Source organism: Aggregatibacter actinomycetemcomitans DSM 8324 (genome assembly GCF_000372365.1).
GTDB lineage: Bacteria > Pseudomonadota > Gammaproteobacteria > Enterobacterales > Pasteurellaceae > Aggregatibacter > Aggregatibacter actinomycetemcomitans.
Window position 1 is genome coordinate 45,758 of the sequence record NZ_AQUU01000015.1, and the last position, 18,356, is coordinate 64,113.

15 protein-coding genes, 1 tRNA gene and 3 pseudogenes are annotated in these 18,356 nt (G+C 44.5%); 6 read left to right on the forward strand and 13 right to left on the reverse strand.

Annotation, left to right across the window (positions count from 1 at the left end):
* Positions 1 to 79 precede the first annotated feature (79 nt).
* From ileS to murJ, 4 genes and pseudogenes are all read right to left on the reverse strand, one after another.
* Positions 80 to 2,902 (reverse strand): isoleucine--tRNA ligase, encoded by a 2,823-nt coding sequence (ileS, locus tag A3CS_RS0109070; RefSeq protein WP_005548287.1) that lies wholly within the window; start codon positions 2,900 to 2,902, stop codon positions 80 to 82.
* A 37-nt stretch (positions 2,903 to 2,939) separates the two neighbouring features.
* Positions 2,940 to 3,128: pseudogene (locus A3CS_RS1000000111695) on the reverse strand (DUF2442 domain-containing protein); the annotation flags it as partial.
* 189 nt (positions 3,129 to 3,317) lie between these two features.
* Entirely contained in the window at positions 3,318 to 4,244 is a 927-nt protein-coding gene (gene ribF, locus A3CS_RS0109080) for a bifunctional riboflavin kinase/FAD synthetase (RefSeq protein ID WP_005548283.1), read from the reverse strand.
* 77 nt (positions 4,245 to 4,321) lie between these two features.
* Positions 4,322 to 5,899 carry a murein biosynthesis integral membrane protein MurJ gene (murJ, locus tag A3CS_RS0109085; RefSeq protein ID WP_019518423.1) on the reverse strand — a complete coding sequence of 526 codons (1,578 nt, stop codon included), beginning with the start codon at positions 5,897 to 5,899 and terminating at the stop codon, positions 4,322 to 4,324.
* A gap of 267 nt (positions 5,900 to 6,166) precedes the next feature.
* Between murJ and rpsT the strand changes: the two genes are divergently transcribed.
* Complete coding sequence (rpsT, locus tag A3CS_RS0109090) at positions 6,167 to 6,430, forward strand: 30S ribosomal protein S20 (protein ID WP_005548279.1); 264 nt, start codon at positions 6,167 to 6,169, stop codon at positions 6,428 to 6,430.
* A 109-nt stretch (positions 6,431 to 6,539) separates the two neighbouring features.
* Here the strand turns inward: rpsT and A3CS_RS0109095 are convergent, their stop codons facing one another.
* Positions 6,540 to 7,217 (reverse strand): YtjB family periplasmic protein, encoded by a 678-nt coding sequence (locus tag A3CS_RS0109095; protein ID WP_005567351.1) that lies wholly within the window; start codon positions 7,215 to 7,217, stop codon positions 6,540 to 6,542.
* Positions 7,218 to 7,292: 75 nt separating this feature from the next.
* Between A3CS_RS0109095 and serB the strand changes: the two genes are divergently transcribed.
* On the forward strand, positions 7,293 to 8,237 hold the full coding sequence (gene serB, locus A3CS_RS0109100; protein ID WP_019518424.1) for a phosphoserine phosphatase: 945 nt from the start codon (positions 7,293 to 7,295) through the stop codon (positions 8,235 to 8,237).
* Positions 8,238 to 8,247: 10 nt separating this feature from the next.
* Positions 8,248 to 8,739 carry a YajQ family cyclic di-GMP-binding protein gene (locus tag A3CS_RS0109105; protein ID WP_005548266.1) on the forward strand — a complete coding sequence of 164 codons (492 nt, stop codon included), beginning with the start codon at positions 8,248 to 8,250 and terminating at the stop codon, positions 8,737 to 8,739.
* Positions 8,740 to 8,818: 79 nt separating this feature from the next.
* On the opposite strand, the gene A3CS_RS0109110 is transcribed toward A3CS_RS0109105, so the two are convergent.
* The 4 genes from A3CS_RS0109110 to mltA form a co-directional block, all read right to left on the reverse strand.
* The gene (locus tag A3CS_RS0109110) at positions 8,819 to 9,631 is read right to left on the reverse strand and encodes a 5'-nucleotidase, lipoprotein e(P4) family (RefSeq protein ID WP_005588717.1); all 813 of its coding nucleotides are present in this window, start codon (positions 9,629 to 9,631) and stop codon (positions 8,819 to 8,821) included.
* Positions 9,632 to 9,758: 127 nt separating this feature from the next.
* Positions 9,759 to 10,778, reverse strand: coding sequence for a zinc ABC transporter substrate-binding protein ZnuA (gene znuA / locus A3CS_RS0109115; RefSeq protein ID WP_005548261.1), 1,020 nt, complete (start codon positions 10,776 to 10,778; stop codon positions 9,759 to 9,761).
* A gap of 99 nt (positions 10,779 to 10,877) precedes the next feature.
* Entirely contained in the window at positions 10,878 to 11,648 is a 771-nt protein-coding gene (tcdA, locus tag A3CS_RS0109120; RefSeq protein ID WP_005548259.1) for a tRNA cyclic N6-threonylcarbamoyladenosine(37) synthase TcdA, read from the reverse strand.
* Positions 11,648 to 12,766 (reverse strand): murein transglycosylase A, encoded by a 1,119-nt coding sequence (gene mltA / locus A3CS_RS0109125; RefSeq protein WP_005574516.1) that lies wholly within the window; start codon positions 12,764 to 12,766, stop codon positions 11,648 to 11,650. The genes tcdA and mltA overlap by 1 nt, the downstream gene beginning before the upstream one ends.
* Before the next feature lie 240 nt (positions 12,767 to 13,006).
* On the opposite strand from mltA, the gene A3CS_RS0109135 reads away from it, so the two are divergent.
* Positions 13,007 to 13,083: transfer RNA gene (locus tag A3CS_RS0109135), tRNA-Met, on the forward strand.
* A gap of 62 nt (positions 13,084 to 13,145) precedes the next feature.
* On the opposite strand, the gene mpl is transcribed toward A3CS_RS0109135, so the two are convergent.
* On the reverse strand, positions 13,146 to 14,519 hold the full coding sequence (gene mpl, locus A3CS_RS0109140; RefSeq protein WP_005588724.1) for a UDP-N-acetylmuramate:L-alanyl-gamma-D-glutamyl-meso-diaminopimelate ligase: 1,374 nt from the start codon (positions 14,517 to 14,519) through the stop codon (positions 13,146 to 13,148).
* A gap of 157 nt (positions 14,520 to 14,676) precedes the next feature.
* Here mpl and fbp point away from each other — a divergent pair, with 157 nt between their 5' ends.
* On the forward strand, positions 14,677 to 15,684 hold the full coding sequence (fbp, locus tag A3CS_RS0109145; RefSeq protein WP_005541070.1) for a class 1 fructose-bisphosphatase: 1,008 nt from the start codon (positions 14,677 to 14,679) through the stop codon (positions 15,682 to 15,684).
* Positions 15,685 to 15,947: 263 nt separating this feature from the next.
* On the opposite strand, the gene A3CS_RS0109150 is transcribed toward fbp, so the two are convergent.
* Complete coding sequence (locus A3CS_RS0109150) at positions 15,948 to 16,712, reverse strand: hypothetical protein (protein ID WP_019518425.1); 765 nt, start codon at positions 16,710 to 16,712, stop codon at positions 15,948 to 15,950.
* Positions 16,713 to 16,847: 135 nt separating this feature from the next.
* Between A3CS_RS0109150 and A3CS_RS0109155 the strand changes: the two are divergent.
* Positions 16,848 to 17,381 (forward strand): annotated as a pseudogene (locus A3CS_RS0109155) (trimeric intracellular cation channel family protein); the annotation flags it as partial.
* Between the two features lie 447 nt (positions 17,382 to 17,828).
* Here the strand turns inward: A3CS_RS0109155 and A3CS_RS0109160 are convergent.
* The gene (locus tag A3CS_RS0109160; RefSeq protein ID WP_005574518.1) at positions 17,829 to 18,026 is read right to left on the reverse strand and encodes a hypothetical protein; all 198 of its coding nucleotides are present in this window, start codon (positions 18,024 to 18,026) and stop codon (positions 17,829 to 17,831) included.
* Positions 18,027 to 18,028: 2 nt separating this feature from the next.
* Positions 18,029 to 18,356, reverse strand: a pseudogene (locus A3CS_RS1000000111975) (hypothetical protein); the annotation flags it as partial.

The window sequence follows — 18,356 nt, forward strand, 5'->3', positions numbered from 1 at the left end:
AAGTTCGTTAAATCATCTTGATTATAAAAATAATAAAAGTACGGTCGATTTTAACCGCACTTTTTTTATTGGCAGCAAATTAAGCGAAATGTCGGATTTCGCCGTTACCTGCCACGTTTTCCACGCAACGCGGACAAAGGCTCGGATGTTGCGGGTTGACGCCGATTTTGTCGGAATAATGCCAGCAACGCGGGCATTTCTCGCCGTTGGAACGGGCAATGCTCACGGCGATGCCTTCCAACTCGCCCTCCGCCACATCGGCAGGTTTGTCTGTCAATGGTTTGACTTCCGCTTTAGAGGTAATCAACACGAAACGGAGTTCGTCGCCGAGTTTTTCCAATAACGCACGATATTCGTCGTTGGTGTAAACGGTCACTTCCGCTTCCAAACCGGCGCCGATCACTTTATCGTTACGGGCGATTTCCAACACGCGGTTTACTTCGGAACGCACTTTAATCAAGGTTTGCCAATAAGCGTCGTCTAATTTTTCGTTTTCACCTAAGCTGAATAAGCCTTCGTAAAATTCTTCGGTAAACACGAATTCGGCGCGCGGTGCGGTGGTTTTCGGCAAGTGGCCCCAGATTTCATCCGCCGTGAAGGATAAAATCGGCGCCATCCAACGAACCAAGGCTTCCGCAATGTGCCACAAGGCGGTTTGGCAGCTGCGACGGGCGAGGCTGTCCGCTTTGGTGGTGTATTGGCGGTCTTTGATAATATCAAGGTAGAAAGAACCCATTTCCACGGAACAGAAACGCATTAAGCGTTGCACGACGGCGTGGAATTGATAGTTATCGTAGGCGTCTTTGATTTCGTTTTGCGCCTCTAACGCACAAGCCACCGCCCAACGATCCAGGCTAATCATTTCCTCCGGTTTCACCGCATCACGTTGCGGGTCGAAGCCGTTTAAGTTCGCCAACAGGAAACGCGCCGTGTTACGAATACGACGATAACTGTCCGCCGCACGTTTTAAGATTTCATCGGAAACCGTCATTTCGCCGGTGTAATCGGTGGATGCCACCCACAAACGCAAAATATCACCGCCGAATTTATCCATCACTTCTTGCGGGGTCACCACATTGCCGATGGATTTCGACATCTTGCGCCCTTGACCGTCCACAGTGAAACCATGGGTAAGCACTTGTTTATAAGGCGCTTTGTTGTCCGTGGCGGTGGAAAGCATTAATGAGGACATAAACCAGCCGCGATGTTGGTCGGAACCTTCCAAATACATATCCGCCGCTTTGCCTTCAAATTCAGGGCGATTCGCCACTACGGAAGAATAGGTGGATCCGGAATCAAACCACACATCAAGGGTGTCCGGCACTTTACGATAGGTTTCCGCGTCGGCACCGAGCAGTTCTTTTTCGTCCAAATCCCACCATGCCTGAATCCCGGCTTTTTCTACGCGTTTTGCCACTTCTTCCAGCAATTCAAGGGTGCGCGGGTGTAACTCTTCGGTTTCTTTGTGCACGAATAAGGTCATCGGCACGCCCCAGGTACGCTGACGGGAAATACACCAGTCAGGGCGATTTTCCACCATTTTTTCAATACGCGCCTGCCCCCAATCGGGGATCCAACGCACTTGTTTGATTTCGCCAAGCGCTTGCGGACGCAAACCTTGCACTTCCATGCCGATAAACCATTGCGGTGTGGCGCGGAAAATAATCGGGGTTTTATGACGCCAGCAGTGTGGGTAGCTGTGTTTAATCTTGTCTAATTTCAACAAGTTACCCGTTTCTTGCAATTTTTCGATCACTAACGGATTGGCTTCAAACACGCCTTTGCCGGCAAAAAATTCGGTGGAAGAAATAAATTTACCGTCATTCGTTACCAAGCCTGCCATCGGCAAGTCATATTGTTTACCCACGATAAAGTCGTCCAAACCGTGATTCGGCGCGGTATGTACCAAACCGGTACCACCGTCGGTAGTCACATGATCGCCTAAAATAATCGGCACGGTGAAATTGTAAAACGGATGATGGAAGCGGAATAACTCAAGATCTTTACCTTTTGCGGAACCTAAGATTTCCACCTTTTCCACGCCAACCGCCTTCACCATGTCTTCCACCAAATCGGCAGCTAAAATCACGCGCTCGTCGCCTAATTGCACAAGCTGATATTCCAGCTCGGCATTCACGGAAATAGCACGGTTGGACGGCATGGTCCAAGGGGTTGTGGTCCAAATCACGGCGGACAACTTGCCGCTGCCTTTGCCGACGGCGTTAAATTTACCTTCAATTTCCACCGCACTTTCTGCCGGGAAACGTACATAAATGGACGGCGACACACGGTCTTCATATTCCACTTCCGCTTCCGCCAAAGAGGAGCCACAATCCAAACACCAATGCACCGGTTTGGAGCCTTTATATAAATGCCCGTTGGCGATCACTTTGCCCAAAGTGCGAATAATGTTGGCTTCGGTGTTGAAATTCATGGTGAGGTACGGATTATCCCAATCGCCCAACACACCGAGGCGCACGAAGTCTTTTTTCTGACCTTCCACCTGTTCCGCCGCATATTCACGGCATTTTTGGCGGAATTCCGCCGCTGAAATTTTCTCGTTCGGTTTGCCCACCAAGCCTTCCACTTTCAGTTCAATCGGCAAGCCATGGCAGTCCCAACCCGGAATATAAGGGGAATCAAACCCAAGTGCGGTTTTGGATTTCACGATAATATCTTTAAGAATTTTATTCACCGCATGACCGATATGAATGGTGCCGTTGGCATAAGGAGGACCGTCGTGCAAAATAAAGGATTTCTTGCCTTTGGTCGCCTGACGGATTTTTTGGTAAAGATCTTTCTCATACCAATTTTTCAACATCACAGGCTCACGTTTGGCTAAATCGCCACGCATCGGAAAGCCCGTTTCGGGAAGGTTAAGGGTATTTTTATAATCAGTCATTTTCTATTCCAGTTTTGTGTAAAAATTTAAATTTATTTTAAGCCACTTGTTGTGGGCTATGTGTTACATCACCCCGACCGGCAAGTAATCCATCAATTGAAATATCTTCATCCAATGCATCCCAGTGAATGCCACGACGACTTAATTCATAATTTTCCAATTCCGTTTTTGTCGCCCGCAGCAATTTTGGAAACCAAACCAAAGGAATGCCTAAAATACGCGCATCATCAAGCTCAACCTACATTGTGTTTTCATTAAAACGTACATGTTTAGCCGAAGTAGTCATACCAAGCCTCCTTCCTATTTTTTTGCTCCCTCCGTTTACGGGGGGAGCTGCCGANGGNNGAGGGGGGATTTTGCCCCCTTCCGTCCTTCGGACACCTTCCCCCGCAAGCAGGGGAAGGCAAAAATTTTTCTACGCTTCAAAAACCTTTTTCGCCGTCTCCACATCCTGCGCGATTTGCGCTTTTAGTGTGTCAAAAGACGGAAATTTCATTTCATTACGGATTTTATGGCACAGTTCCACTTCCAGCCATTGCCCGTAAAGATCACCTTGAAAATCAAATAAATGGGCTTCTAATAATTGATTTACGCCGTTGATGGTCGGGCGGGTGCCGATGTTTGCCACACCGTTAAAAAACGCGCCGGATTTTAACCGCACTTTAACGGCATAAACCCCTTTCACCGGGTTCACCTGACGATGCAGGCGAATATTCGCCGTCGGGAAGCCGATGGTGCGACCCAATTCATTACCGTGAATTACGCGTCCTAAAATGCGGTATGGATGCCCGAGTAATTTTTCCGCCAGCGGTAAATCATCGTTCGCCAACGCAAGGCGAATTGCAGTGCTGCTGATACGCAGTTCATCCAGGCAAAAGCTGCGGTTATCTTCCACCGTAAAACCGAATTGTTCGCCGGCTTGTTGTAACATCGCGAAATTCCCTTGGCGTTTGGCGCCAAATTTAAAATCATCGCCGATACTTAAAAATTTCACCTTTAATTTGCGCACCAGCCAATCTTCGATAAATTGCTGCGCCGGCAATGCGGCAAAAGTGCGGTCGAATTTCGCTACGATAACGATGTCCACGCCCGCCTGTTCAAGATAATGCAATTTATCGCGCAAGTGCATTAAACGCGCCGGCGCATCTTCACCGCAAAAATATTCACGCGGCTGCGGTTCAAACAGCATCACCACCATGGGCAAATGCAATTCGTCGGCTTTTTCCCGTAAATGACGCAAAATAGCTTGATGCCCCAGATGCACGCCATCAAAATTACCGATGGTTAACGCGCAAGCGTGCAAATTTTGCGGTAAATTTCCCAGGCCTCGAATCAGCTGCATTCAATGTGTTCCATAAATTTCGGTGAAAAAATACTTCGGTATTATACGCATAAATCCATGCGCCACAAAAACTAATTTCACGCGGAGTGCGCGCCCGTCAAATCACGTTTGCGAATCCCCAACAGCACCAACATGCCACCGTAAACCATCGCTGCCAACACGATGAGCCACGTCAGCCAATGTACACGGGTGAGAAAGCGCATATCGTTCCATTCCGTCAGGCTTGGGTTGTTGTACCAAACCAACAATCCCATGATGACGGCGGCAAACAAAACTTTCAGAAAAAAGACCGTACTTTGTCGGCTGAAATGATACACATCGGCTTTCGCCAAGCCGCGATAAAGCAGAAACGCGTTGAGTGTCGCCGACATGGCGGAGGCAATCGCCAAGCCCACATAACTGAAAGGAATCGCAAGCAGGTTGAACGCCATGTTGCTCACCATGGCAATGATACCGATCTTCACCGGCGTTTTGGTGTCTTGGCGGGCGTAGTAACCGTTCGCCAAAATCTTGATTAACATGAAGCTCAGTAACCCCGCATTAAAGCCCCAGAGAGAATAGGATGCCGCCTGTACATCGCTGAAATTAAAGCTGCCGCGCATGAACAGCACGAGCAACATGGGCTGTGCTAACACGGCGATGCCAATCATTGCCGGCACGCCGAGCAGCAAAATCATGCGCACGCCCCAGTCCATTGTGTTGCAAAAATCTACCGCACTTTTGACGTTATCGTCGCGGTTCACATAGTGGCGGGCGAGGGTTGGTAAAATGACCGTGGAAATGGCGATACCGAACAAGCCGAGCGGAAACTCCAGCAAGCGATCGGAATAATAAAGCCAGCTGATGGAACCGGTCATTAAGAAACTGGCGATGAAAGTATCCAGTAACAAGTTGAGTTGGCTGACCGACACGCCGAACAACGCAGGGATCATCAATGTGCGAATTTTCTTCACGCCTTCGTCATGCCACGCCCACTTTGGCTTCACCAATAATTTGGCTTTATATAAGAACGGCAGTTGGAACAGAAATTGCAACAAGCCGCCGAGAAAGATCCCGATTGCCAAGCCTAAATCAGGATTTTTCAGCTGCGGCGCCAACCAAAGTGCGGTAGCAATCATCGCCACATTGAGCAGCACAGGCGAAAAGGACATGACGCCGAACTTACCGAGGGTGTTTAAAATCGCGCCGGACAGCGCCACAAAGGTCACGAACCATAAATAAGGGAAGGTGATTTTGAGCAACAACGAGGCTTGGGTGAATTTTTCCGCGTTAGGACCGTCATTAAGCCAATCCACAAACCAGCCCGTCCCGAAAATCGCCGCCACGACGGGCGATCCGATCATCGCCAGCAAAGTGACGATGGTAACCAACCCACCCAAAGTACCGGAAACCTTGCCGATAAATTCGCGGGTTTTGGATAAATCGCCGGATTTATGATATTCCGCCAACACAGGCACGAAGGCTTGTGAAAACGCCCCTTCGGCAAACAAGCGGCGGAGGAAATTCGGAATGCGATTGGCAAATAAAAATACGTCGGCGGCAGCGCCTGCGCCGATTAAATTGGCAATCACCACATCACGCACCAAGCCTAATACACGCGAAATTAAGGTCATGGCGCTGACGACGATGCCGGATTTTAATAATCTTTTACTCAAAACGGATCACTCTGAACGATAAAATTTGCCTAATTGTATAGAAATTTCGTTTTTACGCTATATTCTAAGGGAAAAAACTGTTAAAATCTCGCGCACATCGTTTCGTGAGCCGGTTTGAAAGTGCTTGTTAAATATAACGATGCTTTCTTTCGGTTGTGTCTCACCGAAATCAACACAAAATTCCCGTTGACAAAAGTATAAGAAATCGGCATATTTACGCCCCTATTTTGTCACTATTAACTAACAGAAATTTTTAGGAGTTTGACCTTGGCTAATATCAAGTCAGCAAAAAAACGTGCGGTTCAATCTGAAAAACGCCGTCAACACAACGCAAGCCAACGCTCTATGATGCGTACTTACATCAAAAAAGTTTATGCACAAGTTGCCGCAGGCGAGAAAGCAGCTGCTGAAGCCGCATTCGTTGAAATGCAAAAAGTTGTGGACAGAATGGCATCTAAAGGTTTAATCCACGCGAACAAAGCAGCCAACCACAAATCTAAATTAGCTGCACAAATCAAAAAATTAGCATAATTTTTGCTTAGCAAATAAGGAGAAACCGCTCAATTGAGCGGTTTTTTGTTTTTATCAATTGTGTTTATTTCCGATGAAAAAACGCCGGGAAAAACCACCGCACTTTTCCCTATTTCACCCTTCTGCGTCGCTGATGAAACAACTTACTCATAGATTGCGTAGTTTTGTTGCGCAATACCGGTGTTTTTTCCACCACATGAATACGGCTACGTCGATAATGGCTGAGGAAATAATGCAGGCTGCTGGCAAGCAGGATCCCGGCGAGGAAGACGATAATAATCTCGCCGTATAAACGATGAAAAATATGATTGATTTTGCTTTGCGTGGTTTGTCCGTATTTGGCATCAAAGGTCACGCGCAGAAAACCTTCCACGCCGTTCGGCGAATAAATGGGTTCCACAATTTGCTGGGAATCCTTTTCATTTTCTTCTTTTTTATCCAGCCCCAATAAACTGCGCATATCGGACGAATTGGTGCTTTGCGCCAATAACTCGCCGTTGCGCGCATACACGGCGGCATCAAGCACAAATTCTTCTTTGGCGAAATTATCCAGATTCTCCACCAAACGTTCAGTTTTCGCGTTATTCATCAATAACATAGAAAATAGATTGGCTTGCTGGCGCACCAGCAAATGAGACAAATTTGCCACCTGATTGACGCTGGCAAGTTGTGAACCGATTTTAAATTGTTTAACCCCGAACAAAATGATCGCCATGATCCCCACACATAACAACACGATGCCGAAGAACATCATAAACTTCATCATTTTTTCTTTTGTGAAATGCAAGTTATTTTCCCCAAAGTTTAATAAGTAGGCTAGAATACAGTGCCTTTAAAAACCGCTACAATTTACAGGATTTTTATGCAAACACAAAATCTGACCGCCATTATCGAACACTTTTCATCACTGCCCGCGCCGTTCATTGCCGATCAGCCTTATGAAACCACACAGGCGTTTATTCTCTATTCCGACAACGTAAACCTCACAAAGTTACAGGCTTTTCAGCAAAAGTGCGGTGAAAATTTTCTGTGTTTTGCGGTGTGGAATGTGTTGCATAACACCGTGGTGCTGCTCAAAGGCACATGGCGGGCAGAATGGGTGAATATCGCCCATGAATTGAAACTGGATATTGCGCCCTTAAACTTTCACGCGAGCCTGAGCCAAGCGGGACTATTGGTAATGGACATGGATTCCACCGCCATTCAAATTGAATGTATCGATGAAATCGCCAAACTTGCCGGCACCGGTGAGATGGTTTCCGCCATCACGGAGCGGGCCATGCGCGGTGAATTGGATTTCAGCCAAAGCCTGCGCCAACGGGTCGCCACCTTGAAAGATGCGCCGGAAGGCATTTTGCAGGAAGTGAAAAAACATCTGCCGCTCATGCCCGGCTTGACGGAAACAGTCAAAACATTAAAAGATCACGGCTGGAAAGTGGCGATTGCGTCAGGCGGCTTCACTTATTTCGCCGAAGTGTTACAGCAACAGCTCGGCTTGGATTTCATCGCTGCCAACCAATTTGAAATCATCGACGGCAAACTTACCGGCAACTTACAAGGTGCCATTGTAGACGCACAATACAAAGCGCAAATCTTACAACAACTTGCGCAACAATTTCACATTGCCGCCGAAAACACCGTTGCCATCGGCGACGGCGCCAACGATCTTGCCATGATGCAGGTCGCCGATTTGGGCGTTGCCTATCATGCCAAACCGAAAGTGCAACAATTAGCGCAAGTTATCATCAATTTCACCGATTTAACCGCACTTTTATGTATTTTAAGTGCTAACGACAAAATCAAATAAGGAGTAAACCATGCCATCATTCGACATTGTTTCCGAAATCAGCGGACACGAAATCCGCAACGCCGTGGAAAACGCCAATCGCGAGCTGACCAACCGCTGGGACTTCCGCAACGTACAAGCCGCCATTGAATTTAATGAAAAAAACGAAACCATCAAAGTCAGCAGCGAATCGGATTTCCAGGTGGAACAACTTATCGATATTCTGCGTAACGCCTGCATTAAGCGCAACATTGAATCCAACTCCCTGGACATTCCCGCCGAGTATGAACACAGCGGCAAAACCTACAGCAAAGAAATCAAGCTGAAACAGGGGATTGAAAGCGATATGGCGAAGAAAATAACCAAGTTAATCAAAGAGTCCAAAATCAAAGTCCAAAGCCAAATTCAAGGCGAACAAGTGCGCGTTACCGGCAAATCCCGTGACGATTTACAAGCGGTAATTCAACTGGTCAAAACCGCCGAACTGGGACAACCGTTCCAATTTAACAATTTCCGCGATTAAAAAACGCGTCGAAAAACGACCGCACTTTTTGGGGTGCAGATCAAAGTGCGGTTTATTTTATGAATGTTTTTACTTGGAATTATTTTCCACTCCATGCCTTAATTGCATTTAAGCGGGCATCAACTTTGCTTTGGGAATCACCTTTAAAGTAGTCTTTGGCTAAACCGCCTTCCCAACCACCGTAATTCGGATTAGGTAAAACGATATAAGTTTTACCGAATTTCGCCTGGTTTTTAGCAACAAAGTCTCGACGATCCGCATTTAATTTACCGTGTGTTGCATCACCGAAATCATCCAGGTTGTCGCCTACATAAAGCACGATGTCATAGCCTTGACTTTCAATTTCTGCAAAACGGGCAGATTTGGCGGATTTATCTTTTTTCAGATAAAGGGATGATTCATCAACACCGGTAAAGCCTAAACGTTTCATGTCATCAATGGTACCTGCTTTTTCATTACTGTCTTTGCGATTTGACACATAGAACATTTTGCCTTTATGAGAATTGACATAATTGTTAAATTCTACTGCACCGGCAATGGCTCCGGATTCTCTCGCATCGACCCAACGGGTCCAGTCTTTACCGTCAAAAGGTTTGTTATTTTTTATCTGCCAGCCGGCGTATGCGCTGTTATCGATCATGGTTTCATCTAAGTCCACAACTACGGCTTTTTTCTTGCCTTTTTGTACTTTAGCATGATCAAATGCGACTTTCGCCGTGTTAAATGCCTGATAAGCCAGCGCATCATATTCACCGGATTCCTGCATCCAGTTAATTCCCATCACCGCCTGTTGTTGTAATTGGGCGTCTCCTTTTGCCGTATCTTGTGCACAACCTGCTAATACAAAAGCCGAGATAACAGCGAGCGCGGTCATTTTTAATGTTTTTTTCATTGTGTCTTCCTTTTGCTTTGTGATAGATCGCTAAAAATTATAGCAAGCCTTATTTTTAATCGCACCGTATTTTTATCGGATATAAATAAGGCATGACTGAAAATCATGCCTTATTTAACGGATTAATTTATTTTGCTAAACATTGCATATAGCTATCCGCCGTAAATTGCAAGAACGCGGCGTAAGGATTTCCTTCCATTTTCACACTATCGCCCATTGGGTCAAGACGTCCTACATTCACCTGTGCGCCTTTACTTAAGCTTTCAATCATTTTAGGTGTAAACTGAGGTTCGGCAAATAAACAGCTGACTTTGTGTTCGGCAATTTCTTCTTTGATTTTTGCCAAGGTTTTTGCGCCCGGTGCAACAAGCGGATTGATGGTGAAATAGCCGATTTGTTTTAAACCGTAAGCGTGGTTGAAATAGCCGTAGGCGTCGTGGAAAACATAGAACCCTTTATCTTTTACACTTTCCAATTGCACGTTAATTTTTGCACTTGTGTCATCTAAAGTGCGGTTAAATTCGGAGATGTTTTTTTCAATCAACGCTTTTTTCTCCGGATATTGTTTGATGAGTTTTACAGCAATGCGTTGCGCGACCGCTTTACTAATATCCGGTGAATACCATACATGCCAGTTAATGCTTGAATCGTCGTCGTGATGATGTGCATGTCCTTCGTGATCGTGTCCATGTTCATGCTTGTGATCATGACCTTCATGTGTGTGATTATGCCCCTCGTGTGAATGATCATGCTCTTCATGCGCGTTGCCTTCGCCATGGTGATGATGGTGATGGGATCCTTTCATTAAAAACGGTTCAATGGCGGCGATGTCTTTGATTGTCAGCACTTTCTTATAATCAAGATCGTCAATGGATTTATCTAAGAAAGCATCCACATCTTCCCCAATCCAAACTACCATTTCAGCAGATTTTAGTTTTTGCGCGTCGGAGGGTTTTAGATTGTAATCATGAGGGGAAGCCCCGGTCGGCACTAATACATCCACATTGGTAACGCCATTTGCAACGGCTGTCGCAATAAAGCCTAAGGGTTTAATGGAGGTGACAATTGTTGCGGAAGCCGCAGCGGAAAAAGAAAGAATGGCAGCGGCAATTGCCGTTTTCTTTAAGCTTTGCACTAACATGGTCATTGTATTTCCTTCTATTATTGAAATATGAATTGAATAAAACCAAGCTAGATTACTCTTTTTTAAGCGGAATTGCTATCTTTTTTTATTTTAAAAAATAAGTTAATTATTTTTCTGTAATAATTTATCAATAACACGGGAAACGGCAAAAAAGCCGAATGTGGCGGTAATCATGGTCGCCGCACCAAAACCATTGGCGCAATTCATGGTTGCGGAAGTGGCACAGCTATCGCCGACCTGAGGGAAAATCAGCGGTTGGCTAGAGAATACCGCATCAATGGAAAATTTGCGTTTCGGATTTTGCGTGAAATGATAATCCTTGCGTAAAACCGACCGCACTTTTGCCAGCAACGGATCTTGAATGGTTCGGCTTAAATCGGCAATCTGAATTTGGCTCGGATCCGTTTGTCCGCCTGCCCCTCCAATGGTAATAATATTGATTTTGTGCCGTTTACAATAAGCGATTAACGCCGCTTTGGTTTTCACTTGATCAATAGCGTCAATGATATAATCGTGATTATTGTGAAGGTATTGGGCTAGATTTTCGCTAGAAAGAAAGTCATCAATGATATTGACTGCACATTCGGGATTAATCAATCTGATCCGCTGCCGCATAATGTCGGTTTTGAGTTGCCCGATATTACCGCTCAAGGCATGAATCTGGCGATTAATATTGGTAACACAAATATCATCCATATCAATCATCGTAATCTTGCCGATGCCGGAACGGGCGAGAGCTTCCACCGCCCAGGAACCGACGCCGCCGATACCGATTACGCAAATGTGCGTTTTACGCAAGCGCGCTAAAGCATCGGCGCCATATAAACGGCCGATACCGCCAAAGCGTTGTTCATAGTTGTCAATGTGCGCCATTAACGTAACACCCAAACGCGACCGTAATGTTTCGACAAGCCGGCAATATGTCCCGCCTGATCGCCGATACCGCGATATAAATCGAAATGGTGTCCGTTCACGGCACCGCCCACATCCAGCGCAACCATGAGGTGTAACTGATGTTGCCCTGTCCAGTTGCCGTCATTATCTATTTGCGGCACCTCCACCAGCAACACGCTACCCAATGGAATCACACCGCGGTCGGACGCCACGGACGCCATCGGCACCAAAGGCACGCCTACCGCACCTTTTACTTTTCCGTACGGATCATTTTTAAAGAAAACATAAGAGGGGTTGCGCTCTAACAGGCTTTGCACCCGTGAAGGGTTGGCATTCGCCCAATCGCGAATTGCCTGAATAGACATTTTTTCTTTCGGAATTTCACCGTCTTCCACCAGCAGGCGACCGACCGCCGCATATTGGTAGCCGTTTTGTCCTGCGTAAGCGAAATAATTCAAATTGCCTTCACCAAAATCCACATAACCACTGCCTTGCACGCCCAGCAGAAAGTTGTCGATCATAGAATCGCTGTACGCCAATTCCAAACCTTTACCTCTCAATGCACCGGCATAAATTTCGGCACGGGAGAAACGTTTTTTCGAAGGAAGTGCATAAATCGGCTGGTTAAATTTGCCTTGTTGGGTGCGACGGGCATGAATCACCGGGGAATAATAGCCCGTCATGAGTACATTTTGATAGCCGTCGAAGCCTTTCATCACTTGGCTTTGGATACCGAAATTAGTTAATTCACCGGTATTGGCACCGGCGAGTACCCAAGCGGTCACTTTGTTGTAAAGCGGGGCGAAGCTGCTGCTCAATTTAGCGGAATAATTATTTATATTTGACAGTTGGGTTAAAAAATCACCCTGATTTACCACCGCACTTTTGTTTTCAATTTGGCTCACCGGCATAAAAATGGATTGCTGATAAGTCCGTCCGTTATAAATTGCGCCGAATTTTTGCGGATCGATGTCCAATGTATTTTGGGCTGTTGTTTGTCCGGCTGCAGGTTTATTAGAATTGGAGGAACATGCCGTTAATACCGCAATAGCGGAAAGCGTGAGAAATTTATAAAAAGAAGTGCGGTTGAATAGCATATAACGTCCTAAAAGTAAAATGGGTAAAACACAAAGGGTGAATTTTACACCAATTTGTAGCGGATGAATATGAAATTCACGTTGAACGCCATAAAAGTGCGGTCATAAAAAACAATGTTTTTGGGAAGAAGTATTTTGTTGAAAAAAACGGCATATCGTTTATTTTTGTAACAAATAAACATTATTTTTACATTTAAACTTGCAATTCATTTTCAAACGGGTATAGTTAGCGCCCTCTAACGCGGGGTGGAGCAGCTTGGTAGCTCGTCGGGCTCATAACCCGAAGGTCGTCGGTTCAAATCCGGCCCCCGCAACCAGATTCTAAAAGAAAGGCATTCGTTTTTGCGAATGCCTTTTTTCTTCTCTTTATAAACTAAACCTAAACGCTTTTCTTCTGTAGCGCCTCTAAAAGTTTTTGGTGAATACCACCGAAACTGCCGTTTGACATCACTAAAATGTGATCTGTCGGTTTAGTTTCGGCGACAATCAGATCGACGAAGGTGTCCAAATTATCACTGTCATACGCTGGTTGTGTTAATTGTGCGGCAATATCCGCCACTTTCCATGGAATAGTTTCCGGTTGGAATAGAAATACCGCATCGGCCAGCTTTAACGCTGGTGCGATTTCATCTTTATGTACCCCCATTTTCATGGTGTTGGAACGCGGCTCTAACACCGCCAGAATACGCGCATTTTGCCCGACTTTATCGCGAAGTGCGGTCAATGTTGCCTGTATTTCGGTGGGGTGATGGGCGAAATCATCATAAACGGTGATGCCATGAACATTGCCTTTCACTTCCAAACGGCGTTTCGCATTAATAAAGGATCCTAACGTCGCGCAGGCATTTTCAATGCTCACACCGGCATGATTCGCTGCCGCAATTGCCATCAAACCGTTACGCATATTGTGTTCACCTACGATATTCCAATGCACTTCCGTGATTTTTTCACCTTTATGGTAAACGGCAAACTCCGTACAATCATGTTTAATGCGTTCGGCATACCATTCCTGATCTTTGCCTACGTACTGACATTCCGACCAGCAGCCCATCGCCAAGGTTTGTTGTACGCTTTCTTCACCGGCAAAGGAGAGAATGCGTCCATTGTTTGGAATGGTGCGGATCATGTGATGGAATTGGCGCTGAATCGCGTTTAGATCGTCGAAAATATCCGCGTGATCGAAGCCGATATTATTAATAATCAGTATACGCGGATTGTAATGTACAAATTTGGATCGTTTATCAAAAAACGCCGTATCGTATTCATCCGCTTCAATAACAAAATACGGGCTTTGCCCTAAGCGTGCGGAAATACCGAAATTGCCTGCAATACCGCCAATTAAAAAGCCCGGTTGCAAACCGTTTTGTTCCAAAATCCAAGTTAGCATGCCGGTGGTCGTGGTTTTGCCGTGTGTGCCGGAAACTGCCAAAACCCAGCGATCCCGTAATAAATGATCGTGCAACCATTGCGGACCGGACGTGTAAGGAATGTTATTTGCTAACATATACTCGATGCAGGGATTGCCGCGTTTCATGGCATTTCCCACGATGACCATATCCGGCGCTGGTTGTAACTGGCTTGGCTCAAAGTGCGGTATGATTTCAATGTGATTTTCGGCAAGAAAAGTGCTCATTGGTGGGTAAACGTTGGTGTCGGAGCCTGTTACATGATAGCCCATTTGCTTGGCGATCATCGCAATGCCGCCCATAAATGTGCCGCAAATGCCGAGAATATGAAGATGTTTGGTTGTCATGTTGAGTCCTTTTATATACCGGTTTATTTCTGTTTCCAATAAAAATGTGTTGTGAATCACAGAAATAGGAATCTCTTTAATCATTCAAAATTGAAGCTGTTATAATAAAATAAGTTCAGAATTGAGTAAATTCATTAATGAAGTTAAGGAATAAAAGATGAAAACATTAGGTCAATTTATCGTAGAAAAACAAGCGGAATACCCACATGCTAAAGGAGAATTGAGCGGGATTTTATCTTCTATTCGCCTCGTGGCAAAAGTGGTTCATCGTGACATTAATAAAGCGGGGTTAACCAATGACATTATCGGTAATTCAGGCGTGCAAAACGTGCAGGGTGAAGCGCAAATGAAATTGGATTTATTTGCTCATAATACGATGAAACAGGCCCTAATGAGCCGTGAGGAAGTGGCAGGCTTTGCGTCTGAAGAAGAGGAAAATTTCATTGCTTTTGATACGGAACGCGGTCGTAACGCGAAATATGTTATTTTAACGGATCCATTGGATGGTTCTTCTAACATTGATGTTAATGTGGCGGTCGGCACGATTTTTTCTATTTATCGCCGTGTATCGCCCGTTGGTACACCGGTTACCCTCGAAGATTTCATGCAACCGGGTAATCGCCAAGTGGCGGCGGGTTACATCGTGTATGGTTCCTCCACTATGTTGGTTTATACCACCGGGCACGGCGTAAATGGTTTTACCTACGATCCGTCCCTTGGTGTATTTTGTCTTTCCCACGAAAATATCCAAATTCCGCAAACCGGCAAAATTTATTCCATTAATGAAGGGCAATACCTCAAATTCCCGATGGGCGTGAAAAAATATCTAAAATACTGCCAAGAGGAAGACAAAGAAACCCAACGTCCTTATACTTCCCGTTATATAGGTTCCTTGGTTTCCGACTTCCATCGCAATATGTTAAAAGGTGGAATCTACATTTACCCAAGTGCCACCAACTACCCGAACGGTAAATTACGCTTGTTGTACGAAGGCAATCCAATGGCATTCCTGGCTGAACAGGCTGGTGGTGTGGCGAGTGACGGCTATAACCGAATTTTAGATATTCAGCCGACTGCATTACACCAACGGGTTCCGCTTTTTATTGGCTCCAAAGAAATGGTGAAAAAAGCTGAACAGTTAATGCGTGATTTTAAAGACCAATAAGTAAGATTAAAGTGCGGTTGGAAAAAATATCGTTTTTTTGAATATTATCTGGAATATTTTTTATAGAGATAGCATATTAAATTACCTTTTTACAGATCGTAATAATTATCAAATCACATTTCCCCTTTCAGATTTTTAATTTGAGAGGGGATTTTTTTTATGAAATATTTTTATCCGAAATTATTTTTCATTCATATTATTTCACTCACTCCATTTTATTTAATTTACTGATAAATAAAAAATAACCCTTTATTTATATGTGCTTATGCCACATAAGCAAAATTTACCCAGAGCGGCAAACTGGCGGCAATCAGAAATAAAATAAACAGCGTGTTATAGGATAGTGTCCATTTTTTGAAAACGTGCAGCCCAAGAATTAACGCCATAACAACATGCAAAGCAAAGTAGAGCAGCAACGCAAATTCATTGGCAAAAACGACCGCACTTTGTTGGTATAAATGGAATAAAGCTGTCGCGACGAAAATGGCGTTTAGCGCAAGGAATGCCACCATACATAAAATCAATAATGCAATAAATTGTTGTAAGCGGTTGCGCGCAATAACCAGCATCAGATTGGCTAAAATAACGCCTAACAGCATTTGTGCCAACGGGTTAAATTGAATCAGGTTTACGTCGTTAAATAACGTAATGGCATAACAGGTTGTGCCCAGTAAGCCGATTAATCCCGCCATTTTTAACAATCCGTGACGCAATTCGTCTTCCTGCGGTTGTTTCCAGGTAGTCAGTGCCATTGTCAAACCACAAACACTGACAAAATCCGTTAAGATATAGTGATAATTCGACCAAAAACTAAGCAGAAACCAAACCAGCCAAAAAAGCGTAAAATAAAGGTTAGCCCGACTTAAACGGGAACGTTGCCCGTTACAAATTTCGCCTTTAATGAATACCACCAGACAAATCAGTTGCGCTGTCAGCACACCGAGCGCTAAATAAGAAACCGCCTTGGATTGCGCTTGTAACCACAGGGTGAATATATCAATAACCAGTAAAAATAGAATGGGCGCCAAAGAAGAAAGTGCGGTTAAAAATCCGGGCGTTTTTTATCTGCACCAAGCCACATAAAGTTATGATCTAAAACATAGCATTTTGCCGTTTCTCTCTCTAAAATAACGTGAAAACTAACCGCACTTTTAAGGAACCTTATGCTGCTCAGCATTCTTTATATTATCGGCATTACCGCCGAAGCTATTACCGGTGCCCTTGCCGCCGGGCGGGAGAAGATGGATATTTTCGGCGTGATTATTATCGCCAGCATGACGGCAATTGGTGGCGGCTCGGTGCGCGATGTGTTGTTAGGGCATTATCCGCTGGGTTGGGTGAAGCACCCCGAATATTTTATTATTGTGGCATCTGCGGCGGTGTTGACCGTGGTTATTGCCCCTTTTATTCGGTATTTTATGCGTTATTTTCAAACTATTTTCTTGGTGCTGGATGCGGTCGGTTTAATTGTGTTTTCCATTATTGGCGCCCAAATCGCCTTGGATATGGGGCATGGCACGACAATTGCCATTATTGCGGCGATCATCACCGGCGCATTCGGCGGCGTATTGCGCGATTTACTGTGTAACCGCATTCCGCTCGTGTTCCAGAAAGAATTGTATGCCAGTGTCGCTTTATTGGCGACGGCGATTTATATTGGCTTGCAACACTTAAATATCGATCAGAATCTTGTCATTACAGGGCATTGCTAACGATGTGCATCATGTGATTTGACCTAATTGTTTAATTATCGTGATTTTTAGAGGTTCGCAAGTGTTTGTGAAATTATCTAATGTAAAATCTCTTTCTCTCGGTACTTGTAGTAGATTCACGATAAAAATTTGGAATATTGAATTTTTAGAAGAATTCGGAATTAAGAATCAACTCTTTGATTTTATAAGAATACTTTATAAATTTGACGAAAAAGGGGGCTATCATTTTATATAATTATCCAAGATTAAGAAACAAAAAGTAAAGATATATGGAAAAAGTGTATTGAAAACAATCTATTAGAAGATGGGGTTAAAATAGGAAACAAAATAATCAAAGAGGCTAAAAACACCCCTCACTAAACCTCAAAACCGGTTAAAAAAATTTCAAATAATAGATTCTTATGAATAAGAGAGAGGTTTCCTGTCTCTTTTCTATTTTCCTTTCGGCTTTTCCTCCATTATTTGGGGTTGTGGTGCAATGATATCTTTTGTAATTTGATCAATATCATTGTTGATATTTTCTTCTTGGATACCATCCAAATCTTTCTTCCAAGATTTTGGTTCAGGGGCTTGGGTTGCGCAGGCTATAATAATAAAAGGTAGAGTTAAAATAAGTAATTTTTCAAGCATAGTTAGTCCTTAATTTTTTTCCAGTTAATGTCTTTACCTGTCATCGCCGGTAAACCATTTTTTAAGCGGTTATACTGCCCACCCATTGCACGAATCGCAATTTCTGCCCCGTAGTCTTTATCAAGATAAATTGCCGTTAATTTCTTATTTGCGCTCCCTGCCAAGAAGGTTTCCGGGCGTGAAAATGCAGTTAATTGGGAAAGCAAAAATGTGGCTAAAACCGTTTTACCCGTCCCTGATTTACCTAAAATCAGTGTATGTCCCAGATGCATATCACCACGGTCATCCCGTCCCATTCTGGTCTGATGAAAATTGAAATAAAAAGGGGTA

Excerpts from the sequence above, each read along its gene's own strand:
- tcdA (WP_005548259.1), bottom strand. The coding sequence starts at position 11,648 with ATGGCGCACATTGACAACTATGAACAACGCTTTGGCGGTATCGGCCGT.
- A3CS_RS0109160 (WP_005574518.1), bottom strand. The coding sequence starts at position 18,026 with ATGCTTGAAAAATTACTTATTTTAACTCTACCTTTTATTATTATAGCC.
- ribF (WP_005548283.1), bottom strand. The coding sequence starts at position 4,244 with ATGCAGCTGATTCGAGGCCTGGGAAATTTACCGCAAAATTTGCACGCT.
- ileS (WP_005548287.1), bottom strand. The coding sequence starts at position 2,902 with ATGACTGATTATAAAAATACCCTTAACCTTCCCGAAACGGGCTTTCCG.
- A3CS_RS0109105 (WP_005548266.1), top strand. The coding sequence starts at position 8,248 with ATGCCATCATTCGACATTGTTTCCGAAATCAGCGGACACGAAATCCGC.
- fbp (WP_005541070.1), top strand. The coding sequence starts at position 14,677 with ATGAAAACATTAGGTCAATTTATCGTAGAAAAACAAGCGGAATACCCA.
- serB (WP_019518424.1), top strand. The coding sequence starts at position 7,293 with ATGCAAACACAAAATCTGACCGCCATTATCGAACACTTTTCATCACTG.
- mpl (WP_005588724.1), bottom strand. The coding sequence starts at position 14,519 with ATGACAACCAAACATCTTCATATTCTCGGCATTTGCGGCACATTTATG.
- A3CS_RS0109110 (WP_005588717.1), bottom strand. The coding sequence starts at position 9,631 with ATGAAAAAAACATTAAAAATGACCGCGCTCGCTGTTATCTCGGCTTTT.
- mltA (WP_005574516.1), bottom strand. The coding sequence starts at position 12,766 with ATGCTATTCAACCGCACTTCTTTTTATAAATTTCTCACGCTTTCCGCT.
- znuA (WP_005548261.1), bottom strand. The coding sequence starts at position 10,778 with ATGACCATGTTAGTGCAAAGCTTAAAGAAAACGGCAATTGCCGCTGCC.